This window comes from Cohnella sp. SGD-V74 (assembly GCF_003001675.1).
Classification (GTDB): Bacteria; Bacillota; Bacilli; order Paenibacillales; family Paenibacillaceae; genus Cohnella.
Genome location: NZ_PVYW01000001.1, coordinates 1 through 16,176 on the forward strand (window position 1 = coordinate 1; position 16,176 = coordinate 16,176).

16 protein-coding genes and 1 riboswitch are annotated in these 16,176 nt (G+C 56.6%); of the genes, 1 reads left to right on the plus strand and 15 read right to left on the minus strand.

Features of this window, described 5'->3' with window-relative positions; translation table 11 throughout:
• Positions 1-691 precede the first annotated feature (691 nt).
• Positions 692-862, minus strand: coding sequence for a hypothetical protein (locus B0G52_RS35475; protein WP_158223520.1), 171 nt, complete (start codon positions 860-862; stop codon positions 692-694).
• 363 nt (positions 863-1,225) lie between these two features.
• Here B0G52_RS35475 and B0G52_RS35480 point away from each other — a divergent pair, with 363 nt between their 5' ends.
• Entirely contained in the window at positions 1,226-1,381 is a 156-nt protein-coding gene (locus B0G52_RS35480; RefSeq protein ID WP_158223521.1) for a hypothetical protein, read from the plus strand.
• A gap of 51 nt (positions 1,382-1,432) precedes the next feature.
• Here the strand turns inward: B0G52_RS35480 and B0G52_RS00010 are convergent, their stop codons facing one another.
• The 14 genes from B0G52_RS00010 to B0G52_RS00075 form a co-directional block, all read right to left on the minus strand.
• Positions 1,433-1,801: a 4-fold beta flower protein gene (locus B0G52_RS00010; RefSeq protein ID WP_094041471.1), complete on the minus strand. Its 369-nt coding sequence runs from the start codon at positions 1,799-1,801 to the stop codon at positions 1,433-1,435.
• 90 nt (positions 1,802-1,891) lie between these two features.
• The gene (locus B0G52_RS00015) at positions 1,892-2,887 is read right to left on the minus strand and encodes a FecCD family ABC transporter permease (protein ID WP_094041472.1); all 996 of its coding nucleotides are present in this window, start codon (positions 2,885-2,887) and stop codon (positions 1,892-1,894) included.
• On the minus strand, positions 2,887-3,921 hold the full coding sequence (locus B0G52_RS00020; RefSeq protein WP_233162219.1) for a FecCD family ABC transporter permease: 1,035 nt from the start codon (positions 3,919-3,921) through the stop codon (positions 2,887-2,889). The genes B0G52_RS00015 and B0G52_RS00020 overlap by 1 nt, the downstream gene beginning before the upstream one ends.
• A 2-nt stretch (positions 3,922-3,923) precedes the next feature.
• Positions 3,924-5,888: an AraC family transcriptional regulator gene (locus B0G52_RS00025; protein WP_094041473.1), complete on the minus strand. Its 1,965-nt coding sequence runs from the start codon at positions 5,886-5,888 to the stop codon at positions 3,924-3,926.
• 194 nt (positions 5,889-6,082) lie between these two features.
• Positions 6,083-6,874 (minus strand): ABC transporter ATP-binding protein, encoded by a 792-nt coding sequence (locus B0G52_RS00030; RefSeq protein ID WP_233162221.1) that lies wholly within the window; start codon positions 6,872-6,874, stop codon positions 6,083-6,085.
• Positions 6,871-7,662, minus strand: a complete 792-nt coding sequence (locus B0G52_RS00035) for an ABC transporter permease (RefSeq protein WP_094041475.1) — start codon at positions 7,660-7,662, stop codon at positions 6,871-6,873. Before B0G52_RS00035 ends, B0G52_RS00030 begins: the two co-directional genes overlap by 4 nt.
• Positions 7,652-7,954: a thiamine-binding protein gene (locus B0G52_RS00040; RefSeq protein WP_094041476.1), complete on the minus strand. Its 303-nt coding sequence runs from the start codon at positions 7,952-7,954 to the stop codon at positions 7,652-7,654. The genes B0G52_RS00035 and B0G52_RS00040 overlap by 11 nt, the downstream gene beginning before the upstream one ends.
• A gap of 125 nt (positions 7,955-8,079) precedes the next feature.
• A complete protein-coding gene (locus B0G52_RS00045; RefSeq protein ID WP_094041477.1) occupies positions 8,080-9,138 on the minus strand; it encodes an ABC transporter substrate-binding protein in 1,059 nt (352 codons plus the stop codon).
• Between the two features lie 118 nt (positions 9,139-9,256).
• A riboswitch (TPP riboswitch) is annotated at positions 9,257-9,371 on the minus strand.
• Between the two features lie 56 nt (positions 9,372-9,427).
• Positions 9,428-10,903: a glycosyltransferase gene (locus tag B0G52_RS00050; RefSeq protein WP_094041478.1), complete on the minus strand. Its 1,476-nt coding sequence runs from the start codon at positions 10,901-10,903 to the stop codon at positions 9,428-9,430.
• Between the two features lie 12 nt (positions 10,904-10,915).
• Entirely contained in the window at positions 10,916-11,677 is a 762-nt protein-coding gene (locus B0G52_RS00055; RefSeq protein ID WP_094041479.1) for a TylF/MycF/NovP-related O-methyltransferase, read from the minus strand.
• Positions 11,678-11,697: 20 nt separating this feature from the next.
• Entirely contained in the window at positions 11,698-13,989 is a 2,292-nt protein-coding gene (locus B0G52_RS00060) for a methyltransferase domain-containing protein (RefSeq protein WP_094041480.1), read from the minus strand.
• On the minus strand, positions 13,986-15,080 hold the full coding sequence (locus B0G52_RS00065) for a glycosyltransferase family 2 protein (RefSeq protein WP_094041481.1): 1,095 nt from the start codon (positions 15,078-15,080) through the stop codon (positions 13,986-13,988). The genes B0G52_RS00060 and B0G52_RS00065 overlap by 4 nt, the downstream gene beginning before the upstream one ends.
• Positions 15,081-15,221: 141 nt before the next feature.
• A complete protein-coding gene (locus B0G52_RS00070) occupies positions 15,222-15,659 on the minus strand; it encodes a hypothetical protein (protein ID WP_094041482.1) in 438 nt (145 codons plus the stop codon).
• 159 nt (positions 15,660-15,818) lie between these two features.
• A complete protein-coding gene (locus B0G52_RS00075) occupies positions 15,819-16,112 on the minus strand; it encodes a stage VI sporulation protein F (protein WP_255407484.1) in 294 nt (97 codons plus the stop codon).
• Positions 16,113-16,176: the final 64 nt, after the last annotated feature.

Sequence of the window (16,176 nt, forward strand, 5' to 3'; positions counted from 1 at the left end):
CCTGCTAGCTACGGGGCAGCTTGGTCTTTACCCCGACTGAACTCTCATCAGCTAGTTGTGCCTAACTTGGCTAGGCGCGCGTTCAACTTATATAGGAATAGAAAGGCATCAATAGTATCGAGATCGGCAGTTGCAACATCTCGGCAACTGCCGAATCCGGTTTTCTCACTTTCAACAGCGCGACCGGAAAGTTTTATTCCCATAATGCCGGCCCGATGAAGTCGATTCAGGATTTTTTTTGCGCGAAGTTTGTAACTCAGGGTTGAATAGGCATCGTCGATATTTTTTTCCGTTCCCGCGTATATTTTCCTTCGGCAAGGCCACACTGATATTACCGGCGCCGAGAGGTGTCGGGGACAACCGCGGAGAAGACTTACGTTTCCCCATAAGCTCTTCGTCCGGTTTCTCCTCTCCCATGAGACCCTCGTCGCGAGACGGGGGTCGACTTTTTGTTTATAAAACCTTATACGTCACGGTTTACGATCTCAATAACGACATTGTTTCGATTACAAACATCGCCTTATCCACTACGCGTCCGCCAAAACTCGAAATCAGATCAATATTTCTTTATCGGCGGATTTGAAGATACTTCAAATGTAATCGTTTTCTCGTTCATTACGAATATTTTCCGTATTTTTCCTCCTTCTCTCCGCTTCTTTCTTTTTTTCTTCTTCCATTCTGATTATCTTATTTAGTTGGATTTCAATTCTAAGTTTTTTTCGAGTGTAATAGTAGCAAAGGCGACCATAAAGGGAACCCCTAATCCTAAAAAGCTGTATCCTTTATAAGCTTCAGCCATTCCTTCGCACTTGGCTTTGCGTTTTATTAACTCGTCTTTATCCATTAATTTCTCTATTTTCATTCGTGTAATCCTTCCTCATCGGAAATATAGAAACAATATGCTTACCGTTTACTACCGTCCAAAAAATCCTTCTTTTACCTGATCTTCCTTCTTCTCCCACCACATCGATAGAAAAGTACTGCTCGATCTGTCATCCTCGTGATCGTCCGCACAGCAAGCTATAGACAACTCTGCTCCGGTCGATCAATGCCACCATTGTATAAAGAACATATCCGCGCGTCTCAATGCCCTAAGCGACTTATACGAGTGTTGCTATTTCATATTAAATATGTTTACCTATATGTGAGAGCTCGACTATACGGTTGAGGACCGATGTCTTCAAGAGAAATTGAAAAAGAGTGGTTGCAGAGGGGAGACGGTTGAATGACGGAGGAGCAATTAAAAAGGCTCAGCGCTTTACTGGACGAAAAAATACATCCGTTGCAAACGCAACTGGACTCTCAGGGCGACCTGCTCACGCAGCTTGTGAAGATGGCTTCTGAACAAGAATCCGTTTTGAACAAGTTCAAGAACTTATGATCCTTATATATGCGCTAACGCCCCTCATCTCACGACGAGGAGCGTTTTTTCTTACAAATCCGCCCCAAAAAAGTCCCGGATCGACTTATTCGCCCATCCCCCGCTGCCGGGGTCGGTGATCGTCCCCGCAAAGCCAGGTCTGGCCGGCGGACCGGGAATCGACGGCGAGGCCGGCTCTCCGCTCATGCCGGGAACGGACGGCAACCAATTGCCCGCCCATCGGGTGAAAGCAATAATTCCGCCTTTCCTGTCCCGCAGCACGCCTTTCTCCAGCCAGCCGAGCGGCTGTCCGGTCAAGCTGAATACTTGTTTGCCCTGATGAAGCCACCCCAGATTGCGCCCGTATTTGCTGACAAATCGTTCGTTGCCAACCACGATGAAGGACGCTTGTCCGTATCGATCGAAGTACCATTCATTCATTTTTCGGGGCCCCTTCGTTTTTTCCTCATTATACCACCATATGCGCGGCCTTCCATCCCTTCGCGCGCATCTTCGTCCCAGTATTCGTCGCTAAGACGCTTTTATCAACAAATATAAAAAATAAGGAACGCTTACGATAGTCACGATTACGCCAGCCGGTATACCCATCGCAAAGCTGGCTGTGCGAACAATCGTATCCGAAGCAAGGAGGATCATTCCCCCGATGATTCCGGCCGCAGGCAGCAGCACTTTATGATCGGAACCAACCAGCTTACGGGCGATATGCGGGCTGATCAGACCGATGAAAAAAATCGAGCCGCCAAGCGCTACACTTCCCGAAGCAATCGCCACAGCGGTAAGCGTCAGACTTACAAAAGCTTTATTAACCGATACCCCAACTCCGGTCGCGACCTCATAGCCCATACCGATCGTGTTCAGCGTGCGCGATTTGTACCACGCGTACCCGAACAGCAGCAGCACCCACGGCGCGAGAATCGCTATGTAAACCCATTTATCCCCCCATAAATAGCCTGCCTGCCACTTTTGAGCGAACGCATATTGATTCTCATCCAGCTTAAGCGTCAAAAATAGAGAGACCGCGCCCAAACCTACATTAATAGCCACGCCAGTCAAAATAAGCCGGGTAGGCGATGGAAACGCACCTTTACGATAGGAGAACAAATAAATAAGAAACGCGGCGAACAGGCCGCCGATAAACGCAAGCAACGGGAGCATTATCGCCGAGGATAGACCGTCAGCCCCCAATATAGATATAAAAACAAGCACGACTAGTCCTGAACCCGCGCTAATACCCAGAATGCCCGGATCGGCAAGGTCGTTGCGGAGAAGCCCTTGCAGCACCGTTCCCGAGGCCGCCATTCCTACTCCGACCAGGACGGCCAAAGCGATGCGAGGCAATCGGAATTCGAACAGCACCAGCTCGTTATTCGCTGTCCCCTTGCCGAACAACGTCGTGAAGACTTCGAACGGACTAAGCGCCATTTTACCCAAATTCATGCTAAGCACTGCGCCGGCCAACAAAAAGACAAGCAGCCCGGCTATAATGGCTATGGATGACTTTCTCATCAAAATGCCCTCTTCTCTCTACGGGAAATGAACAGAAAGAACGGCACTCCGATAATGGCAAATACGATGCCAAGCGCCAGTTCGTTCGGCCTGGCAAGGAGCCTTCCCGTGACATCCGCCAAGAGCATGAATACTCCTCCGTAAATAGCCGACGCCGGAATAATCCGTCTGTAGTCGATGCCGACAACAAATCGCATCGTATGCGGGACAATGAGCCCTACGAAACTAACAGGTCCGACTAACGAAGTGGATAGACCGGCCAGTACCAGTACGGCCAGCAGGGAAAGCAGCTTGACCAGCGCAGTACGTTGACCGACACTGACCGCTGTCTCGTCTCCGAGACTTAGAAGGGCTATCGAAGGAGACAGACCAATCGCCAGTACGACACCCGCGGCAAACCAGGGAGCGACGAAAGCAATATCCTCCCAGGACGCCCCAGCTACGCTTCCCGAAGTCCAATAGACGAGCGCTTTGCCGATATTGTATTTCATCGAGACGAACGTACCGAGAGCGGAGAACAGCATCGTAATCGCTATCCCCGCAAGTACAAGCCTCTCCGGCGTCATCCCCCGGCGATTCAGCGCCGCCGCCAAATAGGTCATGCCGGCGCCAAGTCCGGCTCCTGTAAAACAGATGAGCAGCAACTGCGTATGGCTGCTTCCCGGCAAGAATGCAAAGGCTAGCGCAACAGCGAACGCAGCGCCGGAATTGACTCCCATCAAGCCCGAATCCGCCAAAGCATTGCGGGTTGCCCCTTGCATAATCGCTCCGGCTACAGCAAGGCTGGTCCCCACCATAATATCGGCTATCGTACGAGGAATACGCGCGAACTGAATAATCTGATGCTCGGTCAAGGCGGGATCAAAATCGAAGACGGCCTCCCATGCTATCGCAATATGAATTCGGGCGGCGCCAAACGAGATCGATGCCGCAGCGAACACAAGCAGCAGTACAACCCCGACTATAAGCAACAGCCAATAAATAAAATTGCCCCGGTTGACCGAGGCAGATTTGTTCTTCGTCATTGTGTCCATCTTTACTTTCCTGCTGTTTCCAGCAGCTTCCCGGTGAGCAGATCAAGCTGCTTGTTAAGGGACAGCGGATCGGTATAGAAGAATAAGCCAAACTCCGCCTCGATAACGCGTCCCGCTTTGACCGCCTCTATACTGTTCCAAATCCTGTTGTCCGACAGATCGTCCATGCCTTCCCATGAAGAACGGACGATGTAATCTCCGGCGTATTCGGGGAGCACCTCCATCGATACGGACTTACCCGCCTCCGACTCCGAAGCATTCATATTGTTCTGAATCACATCCGGTGCTTTCATGCCGAGATAATCGTAGATCAACTGAGAGCCCCTTCCGAAATGTGTCGATTGGACGACGAACATCTCTTTGGCTCCGCCCTCCATAATCGTAACGGTTTTGTCCAGCACGCCGGCTGCTTGCAGCTTCTGCTTGCTCGTCTCCACATTCGTCCGGAAATCCTCGAGCAGCTCCTTTGCCTCTTGCTCCTTGCCGAATACTTTGCCCAACATCTCGATCCGCTGCTCGGTAGTCAGCTTGTCGTAGGGGACATATACGGTCGGGGCGATCGATTTAAGCTTGTCGTACGTGAACTCGGTTGCAACGATAATCAGATCCGGCTTCAGTGCCATAACCGATTCGGGATTGACATCATATTCGGGGCCGAGCGAGTCCGCATCGACTAGCCGATCGGTAAAAGCGGCGCCGGCGTAAATTTCCGAAATGCCGACGGGCTTCACCCCCAGAGCCGCAATATCGCCAATCAGATACATCACGACGACTCGTTGCGGATTAAGAGGGACTTCGACGTCGCCTTTCTCGGTAGAGATCACTCTCGTCGCGGCCTTGCTTGTCGTCTCTGTCTCTACGGCAGCGGCGGAAGAAGCGGACGGAGCAATTACGGCCGAGCCCGCAGCGTTATTGATTCCGGCCCCTCCTCCGGTCGTGCAGGCGCTAAGCACCATCGTCAGGCTGATCAGCATACTGAACAGTATGGCCGACTTGGAATTTCTTTTCATGTAGGATGAGCCTCCAGCGTTAAATTGATAATGATTATCATTGCCATGGTTAATATAACGCAGAGCTTTCTTCGTGCCAATGTGCAATCCGGATAAAATAAATGGACTATCCTTTGCTTGTTGCTGCTGACGCGCTTGCGCCTGATAACGCGAGGGCGACAATCCGGTCTGTTTTTTGAATATGCGATTAAAATAATACACGTCCGGGTATCCGACCTGCGACGCAATATCCCGCAGCGATGCGCCCGTCTCCGCCATCAGCCTGCAGGCATGACTGATTCGAATACGTATTAAATATTCGATTGGGCTGACGCCGGTCTGCTGTTTGAAGCTGACCGCAAAATGTCGAACGCTGTAATTCAACTGCTCCGCAAGAGATTGAAGCGTAATGCTGTCTTGATAATGACTATGCAGATAACGAGTTGCGCTGGTGACGAAATCCGTTTTGACGAGTTTCTCTTCGTCCGTCTTTAGCTGCCACAGAAGCTCATGAACGAATTGATAGAATAGCCCCGTCGCCTGCAGTCTGCCAAGCTTGCCTCCCTCCGTCCATGTCCGCTCCATCGAACGCAGGCAACTATATAAGCCAAGAGGTTCGCTAGGCCGGAAGCCGTATTGAATGCTGAAAGGATCGCTGCGCGTCAGCAATCGCCCAATTTCCTTCCAGCGCGAGAATACGAGCGTCGTTCTATAAAACAGCAAATAAAAGTCGAACGACTCCTTAGCCGCGACTTCAAGTCGCATCCCCTTTGCCCCGTGCAATAAATAGAACGATTCCGCCTGGTGCGTCACGCCGTCAAGCGCTACGCTCGCGCGACCGCGCATACTGTATATGAAGCAGCTTGCCGGCAGTCGATAGCCCTCCATCGTTTCCCCAGGGCTCATTGCGATATGACGAATATCGGAAATTTTGACAGCCGTATGATTCCATATCGTCGTGTGTTCGTCCAGCTTCATGCTACCTTCTCTCCTTGTTGTCTGCTCCGTAACGCCCTGCAATTGATAATCATTCTCATTTTAATCCCTATTATACAAATGCCGCCTCCTTTTGTCGATGAGTTAGAAGATTTGCTTCGCCTCGTCCAATTACAAACAACCCGCATACCTTGACGGCATACGGGTTGTTTGCAATTATGCATCGCCATACAGACTCAGACCGTTCCCGAGTGGCCTTCCTCCAGCAGCCGAAGCACTTCCCGCTTCAGCTCGACAAACTCGGGCGAGGTCCATACGTCCGCGCGGCGCGGCCGTTCGAACGGCACGACGAGCTCGCGCAGGACGGTCGCCGGAGCCGGAGACAGCACGTAGATGCGATCCGACAGCACGAGCGCTTCCTCGATGCTGTGCGTGACGAACAGCACGGAGCGCCGGTCCGCTTCCCATAGCTCCAGCAGCCAGCGCTGCATGTCGGCCCTCGTCAGCGCATCCAGCGCGGCGAACGGCTCGTCCAGACACATGACGCTGCGACGCATCAGCAGCGCGCGCAGAAAGCTGATCCGCTGCTGCATGCCGCCGGACAGCACATGCGGGTACTCCTTCGCCACATGCCCGAGCTGAATCCGCTCCAGCCATTGCGCGGCCTGCTCCTTCGCTTCCCGCTTCGGCGTTCCCGTAGAGACGAGCGCGAAGCGGATGTTGTCCTCTACCTTCAGCCAGGGAAACAGCGCCGCCTGCTGGGGCATATAGCTAATCAGCCCTTTGTGGCCGGTGCGGTCCTCCCCGTCGATCAGCACGCGTCCTTGATCCGGCTTCTCCACTCCGCCGATCATCCGAAACAACGTCGATTTCCCGCTGCCGGAAGGCCCGATCAGCGAGACGAACTCCCCGGCCCGCACCGTCAGCGAGACATCGTTCAGGACGAGCGTCCGTTCCTTACCCCTTCTGTACGACTTGACGATCCCCTCGAGTTCCAACGTACTGCCCCGGCTGTCGCTTCCGCTCATGACGACGCCTCCTTCCACTCCGGCTCCGGGCGCGGCCTCCATCGGATAACGAGGCGCTCCGCCAGCACGACCATATAGAAAAACAGAAGGCTCATGACGACGATGCAGACGATCGAGCCGAATACGGCCGCCTGCTGGAAGCCGCTGAACTTCAGCTTCAAGTAGAAGCCGATGCCCGTATTCGCTCCGGCTCCCAGCCATTCGGCGACGATGGCCGATGAGACGACGTATGTCGCGGCGATGCGCAAACCCGAGAACAGATAAGTCAACGATGCCGGAAATTCCAACCGCTTGAACCGCTCCCAACGCGACGCCCCGATCATGCCCAGGTATTCGCGCAAGTGCGGCTCCGCCTGTCCCAGGCCGACGAGAATCGACAGCGCAACCGGGAAGAAGCAGACGAGTACGAGCAAGATCAGCTTCGGCGTCGTTCCGAAGCCGAACCAGATGATCAGCAGCGGGCCGAGCGCGATTAACGGAACGTTCTGGGACAGCACGAGCAGCGGCGACAGCGCCGTCTTGAACGGCGGAACGATGTGCAGCAGCACCGCTACCGCTATGCCGACGGCGGTGCCCAGCGCAAGTCCGACAAGCGCCAGGCCGAACGTCGCCTGCACATGCGTCCACAGCACGGCCGAGTCCTCGTACATCTTGACGGCAATATCGGACGGAGCCGGAAGCGTGTACTCTTCAATCGCGAACGCCATGCAGGCCGCCTGCCAGACAGCCAGAAAAACGATAATCGTACCGACGGGCAGCGCAATCGCTCTTAATCGCTTATTGCCCATCCGGATACTTTTGCAACAGACGCGCCATCGAAGCGTTCGCTTTCGCATCCACAGACAGCTTGATTTGCGACAAGACGGAAGGACTGCCGCGCTCGATCATCGCAGCGCTCATTTGTTTGACGATATCGAGCAGTTGGTCCAGATCCCCTTCCATCGTCGTTTCCATCGGTCCTACACGGTAAGGAACGCCGGACGCCTTGATGATGGAGATCGCTTCGTCTACATAAGGGATAACTTCCTCGCCTGGATTCACCTTCGGAATGATTTGAATGCTGAGCAGCGCTTGAGCCATGTTCTTCTCTCTCTCCCTTGCGTCTTCATTTCTCTATGTCCGTCGAATTCGTCGTCTTCCTCGTATTCCACGTATTTCCTCGTCCCGATCTGCACGACTGCACCGCGCATTTCAATCTGGACGTCTTACTGCGGCAGAAACTCCGTCGTAAACATGTCGTCGTAGTTCAGTTCCTTCTCCATCAGGCCGTTCTCCAGCATCCACTCGCCGTAGCCGGACCATACTTCCCGCTTCTGCTCGCCCCAGCGCGGAGCGTCGTCCTTGTATTTCGGGCTGAGCCACGTCTGGCTCGCCTTCACCAGGTCCGCGTTGATTTCCGGAACGGCCTTGATCAGGACGTCCGCGGCGGCGTCCGGATTGTCGATGGCATACTGGTAGCCTTCGGAAGCGCCGGCCAGGAACGCGCGAACGAGCTCCGGATCTTCCTGGATCACCTTCTCGTTCGTCAGCAGAAGCGGCGTGTAGTAATCGAGCTGCTTGCTGTAATCGGTCAAATACACCATGTTGACCGGCTCGCCTCTAAGCTCCGCCTCGATGCCCGTCCAAGCGTAGAAAATCCACTCGAAGTCGATTCCTTTTTTCGTAGCCGTGAAAAAGTCCGCCGTACCCGCGTTGACGAAGTTGACCTTGTTCACGTCCGCCTGCTGCACGTTCATAATCGACTCGATGACGGCGCGCTCGGCCGGAGAGCCCCAGCCTCCGTACGTCTTGCCCTCGAAGTCCTTCGGTTCCTTAATGTTCTTGTCCACCGGCGATGCGAAGCCGGACGTATTGTGCTGAATGATCGGCGCGATGGAGACGAGCGGCAAGCCCTGCTCCCTGGCCAGAATCATGCTCTCCTGCGCTCCGACGCCGAACTCGGCTTGTCCGCCTGCGACAAGCGCGCTCGCCCCGGCTTCCGGCGGCAAAATCAGCTCCACCTTCAGGCCGTGCTTCTCCCACAGTCCCATATCCCGAGCCACGTACAGGCCGGTATGGTTCGTATTCGGCGTCCAATCGAGCACGACCTTCACTTCTTTCAGTTCCGCGGCCGGCGCCGTTTCGGACGCCGCGGGCGAAGAAGCCCCCGCAGACGGGCTGGCGGACGATCCGGCATCATTCTTGCCTCCGCAGCCGGACAACAGCATCGCCCCCGCCAGCAACGACAAACCTAACCCTTTCCAAGCCAAAACCTTTTTCTTCATGTCTCTCTCCCTCTCTCTACTATCTTTTACGCGGAAGAGGGCTCCATACGTATCAAAAAACGCCCCCCGACTCCGGAGGGCGCCCAATAGCAAACATGGACAATTGACACGACGAACCTCGCCGTGCTTCCCGCCTTCCTACGCTGGTACTAGCCAGATCAGGTTATAAGGGTCTGCATCTTCTTAGGGATGCACTCTCAGCCGGCCATCGTCCAGCTCCCCCGGGGCTTATTCGATTGTCGAAACCCGCAACTCACATTCCCTATTATAGCAAAAGCGCGGCTCTTGTCTATCCCCGGTCCCGCAAACCGACGATTCTCCGCACTTCCGCCAAGTATTGCCCGTAATACGGCTCCCGCTCGTAATGCTCCGTGAACACCGCCTCGAAGCCCCCGTAGTCGAAATCGAAGCCGACTTCGAGCATCATTTCCAGACGGGGCAGAACGAAACGGTCGAGCACGATTTTCTTTTCCGCCGCATAGACCTCTTCCGACAATCCCCTGCCCGCGAAATGCCGCAAAATTTCCAAGTAGCCGCGAATCGCCGCATCCCCGTAATTGTACCCGCGCGGAGCGTTGAACGCGTAGCGGAACATCGACAGCTTAAGCAGGGCAAATCGCGGGTCTTCCCGCAGCAGCTCCATCAGCCAATAAATGTGGTTCAGGCTTGTTCCGATAAAACGGTCCGGCTCGGACAGCCGGAGCACGGCTTCCCGATCGACGACGATCGAAGTGATGAACCCGGAGGCGAGCGACAGCTCGCGGACGAGCGTATCCATTCCCTCCAGCACCTCCACCGTCCCGTCGCTCCTCAGCACGTCAATAAACAAAAATCGGGTCCGCTTATGCAGCAGCGCGTACAGAATCGGCTGCACCGCGCCCGGCACGAAATAGTCGTCGTCCCCGTGCAGCTTCGCGTATTTGCCCCGCGCAAACTTCAGGATCTCGAGATAATTGCGCTCGCCCCCGATATTTTCCGGCTGCCGGACCGTCCGAAGCTGGGGATATTTCATGACGTACCTGGCGAGCAGCGCCGCCGTCCCGTCGTCGGAGGCATTGTCTGAGACGCACACCTCGATCAACCCGTTCATGCTCGTCTGCGGGAGCGCCGCGTCAAGGCACTCTTCCAGCTCCTTGACGCGGTTGTAGGTCGGGATGCAGATCGACAAGAGCGGATGCTCGCGCCTTCGCCGCAGCACGTCCGCGACGTCCCGTTCCGATTCGACCGCTATCCAGTCTTCGGCGACCGTATCGAACATCCGCTCGATGCGGGCCGGCACGCCCGAGACGACCGAATAATCCGGCACGTCCGCGCGCACGACGCTGCCGGCTCCGATCACGCAGCCTTTGCCGATCGTCACCGGCCCTTCCACGACCGCGTACGGTCCCAGATAGGAGCCTTCGCCTACGATCAGCCGTTTGGCCCCTCCCGTCTCCCGAATGCCTTGCTTGTAGATCGGCAGGCCCGTCTTCCGATATTCGGCCTCCGCGTCGGACAGCACGACATAAGGCCCGCACCAGACCGAACGCTCCAGCTCGACGTGATGCTCCGCTGTCACGTTCAGCCCGATGTCCGCCTGAACGCCGTCTCCGATAATCAGCTTCGGCCGAATGCCGCTGACCGTCGAAGTGACGATGAGCCGATAACCCGCGCTGATCATCGCCTCGTGCCCGACCGAAATTTCTTCCGCCCCGTAGATCAGCCCCGAGGCGTCCAATCTCGCTCCTTCGCCAAGCGAGTAGAAGGGCTGTTGCCCGTTGTCCAAGACGATCCCTCCTCACAACCGGCAGTACGAAATCCACGGGTCGAACGGAAACCTGCGCAGCTCCGTCTCGCGGATCGGCAGCATCTCCAGCAAAGCCGCCGTCTCTCCCGGGAACGCCGCGCAGTTCAATTCGTCGAAGCAGACGATCGCCCCCTTGGGCATGCGCGGAACGAACAGCTCCAGCGCCTTGCGCGTCGGCTCGTACAGATCGAAGTCCAAATACAGCAGCGCCACCAGCAGATGCGGATGGGATTGCAGGTACGCCTCCGCCGTCAACATAAAATCGCCCTGCACGATTTCCGCGTTCGGAATGTGCGACAGATGCCTCTCCGCGCCGTATTTGGCGATCGATCGGCGAATCTGCTCCGCCGTATCGCCCCTCATGTCCCCCGCGGCAAAGGTCCGGTGTTCGTCCTCGTCCTGCCCGGCCAAGCCCGGGAAGCCTTCGAACGTGTCGAAGCCGATAATTTTGCGCGTATGGTTGGACGGTTCGAAGATGTTGGAGAATTGCGCCCAGGAGAAGAAGCCCGCCCCGTTGAATACGCCGCATTCCACGATGCTGCCGTTCACGCGCAGCAGCTCGCGGTAAATTTCGTATCGCGCGAGGAAACGGGCGACGCTCCGCTTCGTCGCGAAACGCGGGAACGCTTCGAGCTTGTTGATCAGAGACGTCTGTGACGAACGGAACGTCTGCTCCGCCAGGCGGTGCGCCGCCCTGTCCTGCTTGGAATGATGGCGGTCGATCGCCGCCATCGGGCGCTTGCGGCCGGACATGCCCCGATTCCTCCCTTCGCTCATCTTTTGCGGCACACCGCGATCACGTAAGCCGGTCTTGCGTTCTTCACACGGCTTAGGGAAGCCGGAGCGTAGAATCGAATGATGTCCGGATTAAATCCCGCCATCGTCGTGTCTCCCCCTACCGCCGCGGCAATGTCCGGCCATTCCGGAGCGACATGGCCATGGGGGCCGACGAACGTCTGCCCGAACATGCCTTCGATATCGTAAAGCACGGACAGCTCCCCGATGAATTCGCCGATGCTGTATTCGAAACAGTGGTACGGATTGCGAACCTGCTGGCCGAACAAGCGGTCCGGATTCGTCACTTCGCGGTTCGGCGTCGAGATGATCAGCCGCCCGCCCGGACGCAGCACCCGCGCGGCTTCCCGCAGCCAGGCCGAGCCGTCCGGCACGTGCTCGATCGTCTCGAACGAGACGACGACGTCGAACGAGGCGTCCACGAAGGCAAGCTGCAGCACGTTGCCGGTCTGGAAGCTCACGCCCTCTCCGCCGTAATCTCTGCCGGCAAGCGCTATCGCCGCCGCATCGATGTCGACTCCGGTGACGCTCGCCGCGCCCCCGTCCTTCAGCATTCTTGCGCCGTAACCGGCCCCGCAGGCCGCATCCAAAACTTGTTTACCGGCGCAGTACGCCCGGGCGAGCCGGTAGCGGTACACATGCTCAGCCAACACGTCGGGATGGGACCCCGCGACCGCCGAACTCAGAACCAATCTCTCTCCCGTAAATGGAACGTCTTCTTGCGCCTTCGGCAAATAGCTCAAGTCGGTCACCATCGCTTCCGTTGAATTTGTCGGGGGATTGGCAGCAGGCGCTTGGACGTCAGGTCCGCCGATTCTGGATGCTTGACCGCCTGATCCGCCAACTTCATGCGCCTGGCCGCCCGATCCGCCGCCTTCGCGCGCTCGGTCGCCCGGCCCCCCGGCCAAGCTGATTCCCGCAGACTTGCCCTCGACGCCGCCGCTGCCTTTGACGGCTCTTGCCACATAATAGACCGCCGCATAGTCGTCCCGGTTCGCTTCGCCCGTTAACTGGAACAGCGCGTCGACGTCCCGCTTGGCCGCTCCCTCCGCGACGATCGCCTCGATCTCGATCTCGCCGAAGCCGGCTTGCTTCAACCGATGCTCAAGCTCCGTCCTGGACAGCATGGCGTCGCGGGAGATGGGATTCAGCGGCTTCAAATACGCTTTGATGTAATCGACGAACAGCCGGTTCGGCGCGCTCGTCGCGACAATTCCGCCGGGCCGAAGCCAGCCGTGAATGTACCGCAGAACGGAAAGCTGCGCAGGAACCGTTAAAATATCGTTCAGCACGACCGCATCGAATCCGCTCGCTCCGGTCGGAATTTCGACTTCCTCGTTCCTCGTCCACACTTTCTCCGCAACGAGCTCGGCTACTTTGGCGGCGGCAGGCTCCCCCTCGCATCCGAAGAGCCGAACGTTCCCGTAACGGTTGCGCAGCTCGAGCAGCGTCGCCCCGCAGCCGCAGCCGACTTCCAGCACGCTCATTCCGGGCTTCAAGCCGCGCAGCGGCCGCAGCAGGTCTTCGCGCACGTTCACGGAAATCTGCGGATGAAACCCCCATTTGTTCATGAACGTTTTCTCGTTGGTCAACAGCGCTTTGCGGTAGGTTTCCTTGACGAGACGGAACGATGCGCTCCCTTCGTGATGGATGAACGTGTCCCGGCAGAGCAGCAGCCGGAACCCGGCCAGCCGCGCGCTCATGCACCAGTCGTCGTCCTCGTAGTTGCCGATGCCGTAGCTCTCGTCCAGCGGCCCAGCCGCCTCCCACGCGGAACGCTTGATCATCAGGCAGAAGCCGATCAGCTTCATCCGCTCCTCCCACCGGTCGGGGGACGAGACGTTGTACGCCTCCGCGAAGCGCTGCATTTCATCCATTGTACGGTAAGACGTCTCGATCATCTGGCCGTAGCCGGCATAGTTGGTGATCGGGCCGACCGCCCCTACGCGCTCGTCGCTCTCTATCGCCAGCGTCAGCTGCTCCAGCCAGCGGGGAGTGACGACCGTATCGTTGTTCAGCAGCAGCACGTAGTCGCCTGTCGCGCGCGCGGCTCCGATATTGCAAGCCGCCGGAAACCCGACGTTTCCGGACTGCCTGAGCAGCTGCACGTCCGGCTGCTCCGCCAGCCAGTCGGCCGTACCGTCCGCGGACGCGTTGTCGACGACGATCAGCTCGTACGAGGAAGCGGCCGTATGCTTGCGAATGCTGGCTATCGCCCGCTTCGTCATCGCCAGTTGATTGTAGGTCACCATGATAATGCTCGTCGTCATTCCGGCTCCGTCCCTCCAATGCCAAGCGCCTGCTCGATCTTGGCCTTGTTTTGCAGCAGGTTCGCATCGTTCGGCAAGTAGGAGAGCGCCTTCTCATTGTGCTCGTATGCCAGTTCCAGCTCCCCGGTCATCCCGTAGCAGATGCACAGCTGCAGGTGCGGAAGCCATGTCCAGCAGATGAGATTAAGCACGCCGAAATGGTGATCCGGCGGCCGCTCCTGGGAGAGCGCCAGCTTAAACCAATAGATTGCCTTGACGAAATCCTCCCGATCGAGAAAGCACTGGCCGATCGAGCAGCAGAAATCCGCGCGCGGAACGTCGTAAACCATCGATTGCAGCAGCGCCGTCAGCTTCTGGTCGAGCAAGCCCAATTGGTGATAACAAGCCGACAGCCGCGCGCAGGCAGTCAAGTTGTCTTCGAAATATTCGACGGGCTGGTCGAGAAACCGCCGGTACTGCTCTGCCGCTTCCGCGAACCTTCCCGCGTCGGAGAGCTCGTTGGCGTAATAGAAAATGTCCCTCCCCGTCACTTCCCCTTCCCGCTGCACGATTTGCTCCAGAATGCGCAAATTTCTTCCCGTGTTTTCGTGCACTCTGCCGTGCGAGACAGCGATGTCGGTCAAATAGTAGTTGCCTTCTACGAGCAAATACTCATGGACGGGATTGTACCAGCGAAACTGCCTGCTTCGCTTGACGATCCGGTTGCGGCGGGACATCGCCAGCGGATTGCCGTAGGCGTCGAACGCCAGATGGTATTCCATGACGACGGAGTCGACCGCAGAATCGAGCTCGTCTTTCAGCTTCTTCAGCTTCAGCCGGTCCTTCTCGCGAAAATAATCGTCGGCATCCAGCCACATCACGTAATCTTGGGTGGCAAACGCGAAAGAGTAATTGCGCGCGTCGGCAAAATGGTCGGTCCATTCGTAATCGTAGATACGATCCGTATAATTGGCGGCGATCTCCTTCGTCCGGTCCGTCGAACCGGTGTCCACGATCACGATCTCGTCGACGAGATCGCTCACCGAATCCAGACAGCGGGCCAGCACTTCCTCCTCGTTGCGCACGATCATGCACAGACTGATGGTGGTCACCTTATCCCTCCTCGTTCCGACCTCTGTCCCATTTTATGTCGCGTTCGCCTTCTCCGCTTGGACAGGTGGTGGAGGTACATCCGCATCAAAAAAATAAAGCCGGCAACATCGTTGCCGACTTCATTCAAGCATATGACGCGATTAAGGAGCGCCTTGGGAAGCGATGCCCCAGAACACTTCCGGTCCGACCCTCTCGCCCGTGAACAGCAAGCCGAGCAGGCTTCCGCCGAAAATAAACGCGGAATAGATCGTCTCAGCGGCAGCCGGAGCGAGCAGATCCTGCGCGGTAAAGGCATACGTATCGGAGAATGCGGATAGGCGAACGTTCTGCACCAGCGTGTAGATGACGTTGGCCGGATTATAGACCGTCGTGCCGCGACAGATTTGAATGGCGAAGGTCGTGCCGAGGAGAAGAGAGCTGACGCCGACCATCCCCGTAAGCGTAATGACCTTGTTCGAGACGTTCTCCGTCTGCAAGCCGATAACGCCGAACAGCGCGGGAGTTGCAGTGATCGGGACGCCGGGAGCGCCGGATACGCCCGCGTTCATCGAACTGCGCAGATCCAAAAATCTACCCATTGAGTTAACCTCCTTCATTGTGAAGTTGGTATAGTGTATGTCCAATCGGCACGGATGCTTGGACAGACCTCACGGGGGTAGTTGTGTATTTTAGCGCGCGGAAGAGGCTGATCTATAAGCAGCGAATGCTGCTCAAGATCAGCCTCTCGCCGTCTTGCGTTATCTGAACATCGTATACAGTTTGAGCAGATGCAGCATGTTATTGGGATCGATTCTCTGGGCGATGATGAAGTTGACCAGTTGATCTTCCTGCGTCTCCGTGAGCGGTTCGCTCAAAATTTTGGCGAACGTCTTCACCCATCTTCTCACTTTGGCGCGGTCCTGGAGATCGTATTTCGTGGCGCCTTCCAAATGTCCTTTGATCTTCTCCTTGACGGCGGGATTTTTCATCTTCAGCTTTACGCGCTCGACGAATTCCGTCTTGATGCCGAACTTCTGATAACCCGGGCTCAACGAGGGTCACGCTCCTTCCTGCGGCTGCTCGGTACATCTTATGCCGCGGGCGGACGCGCGATGA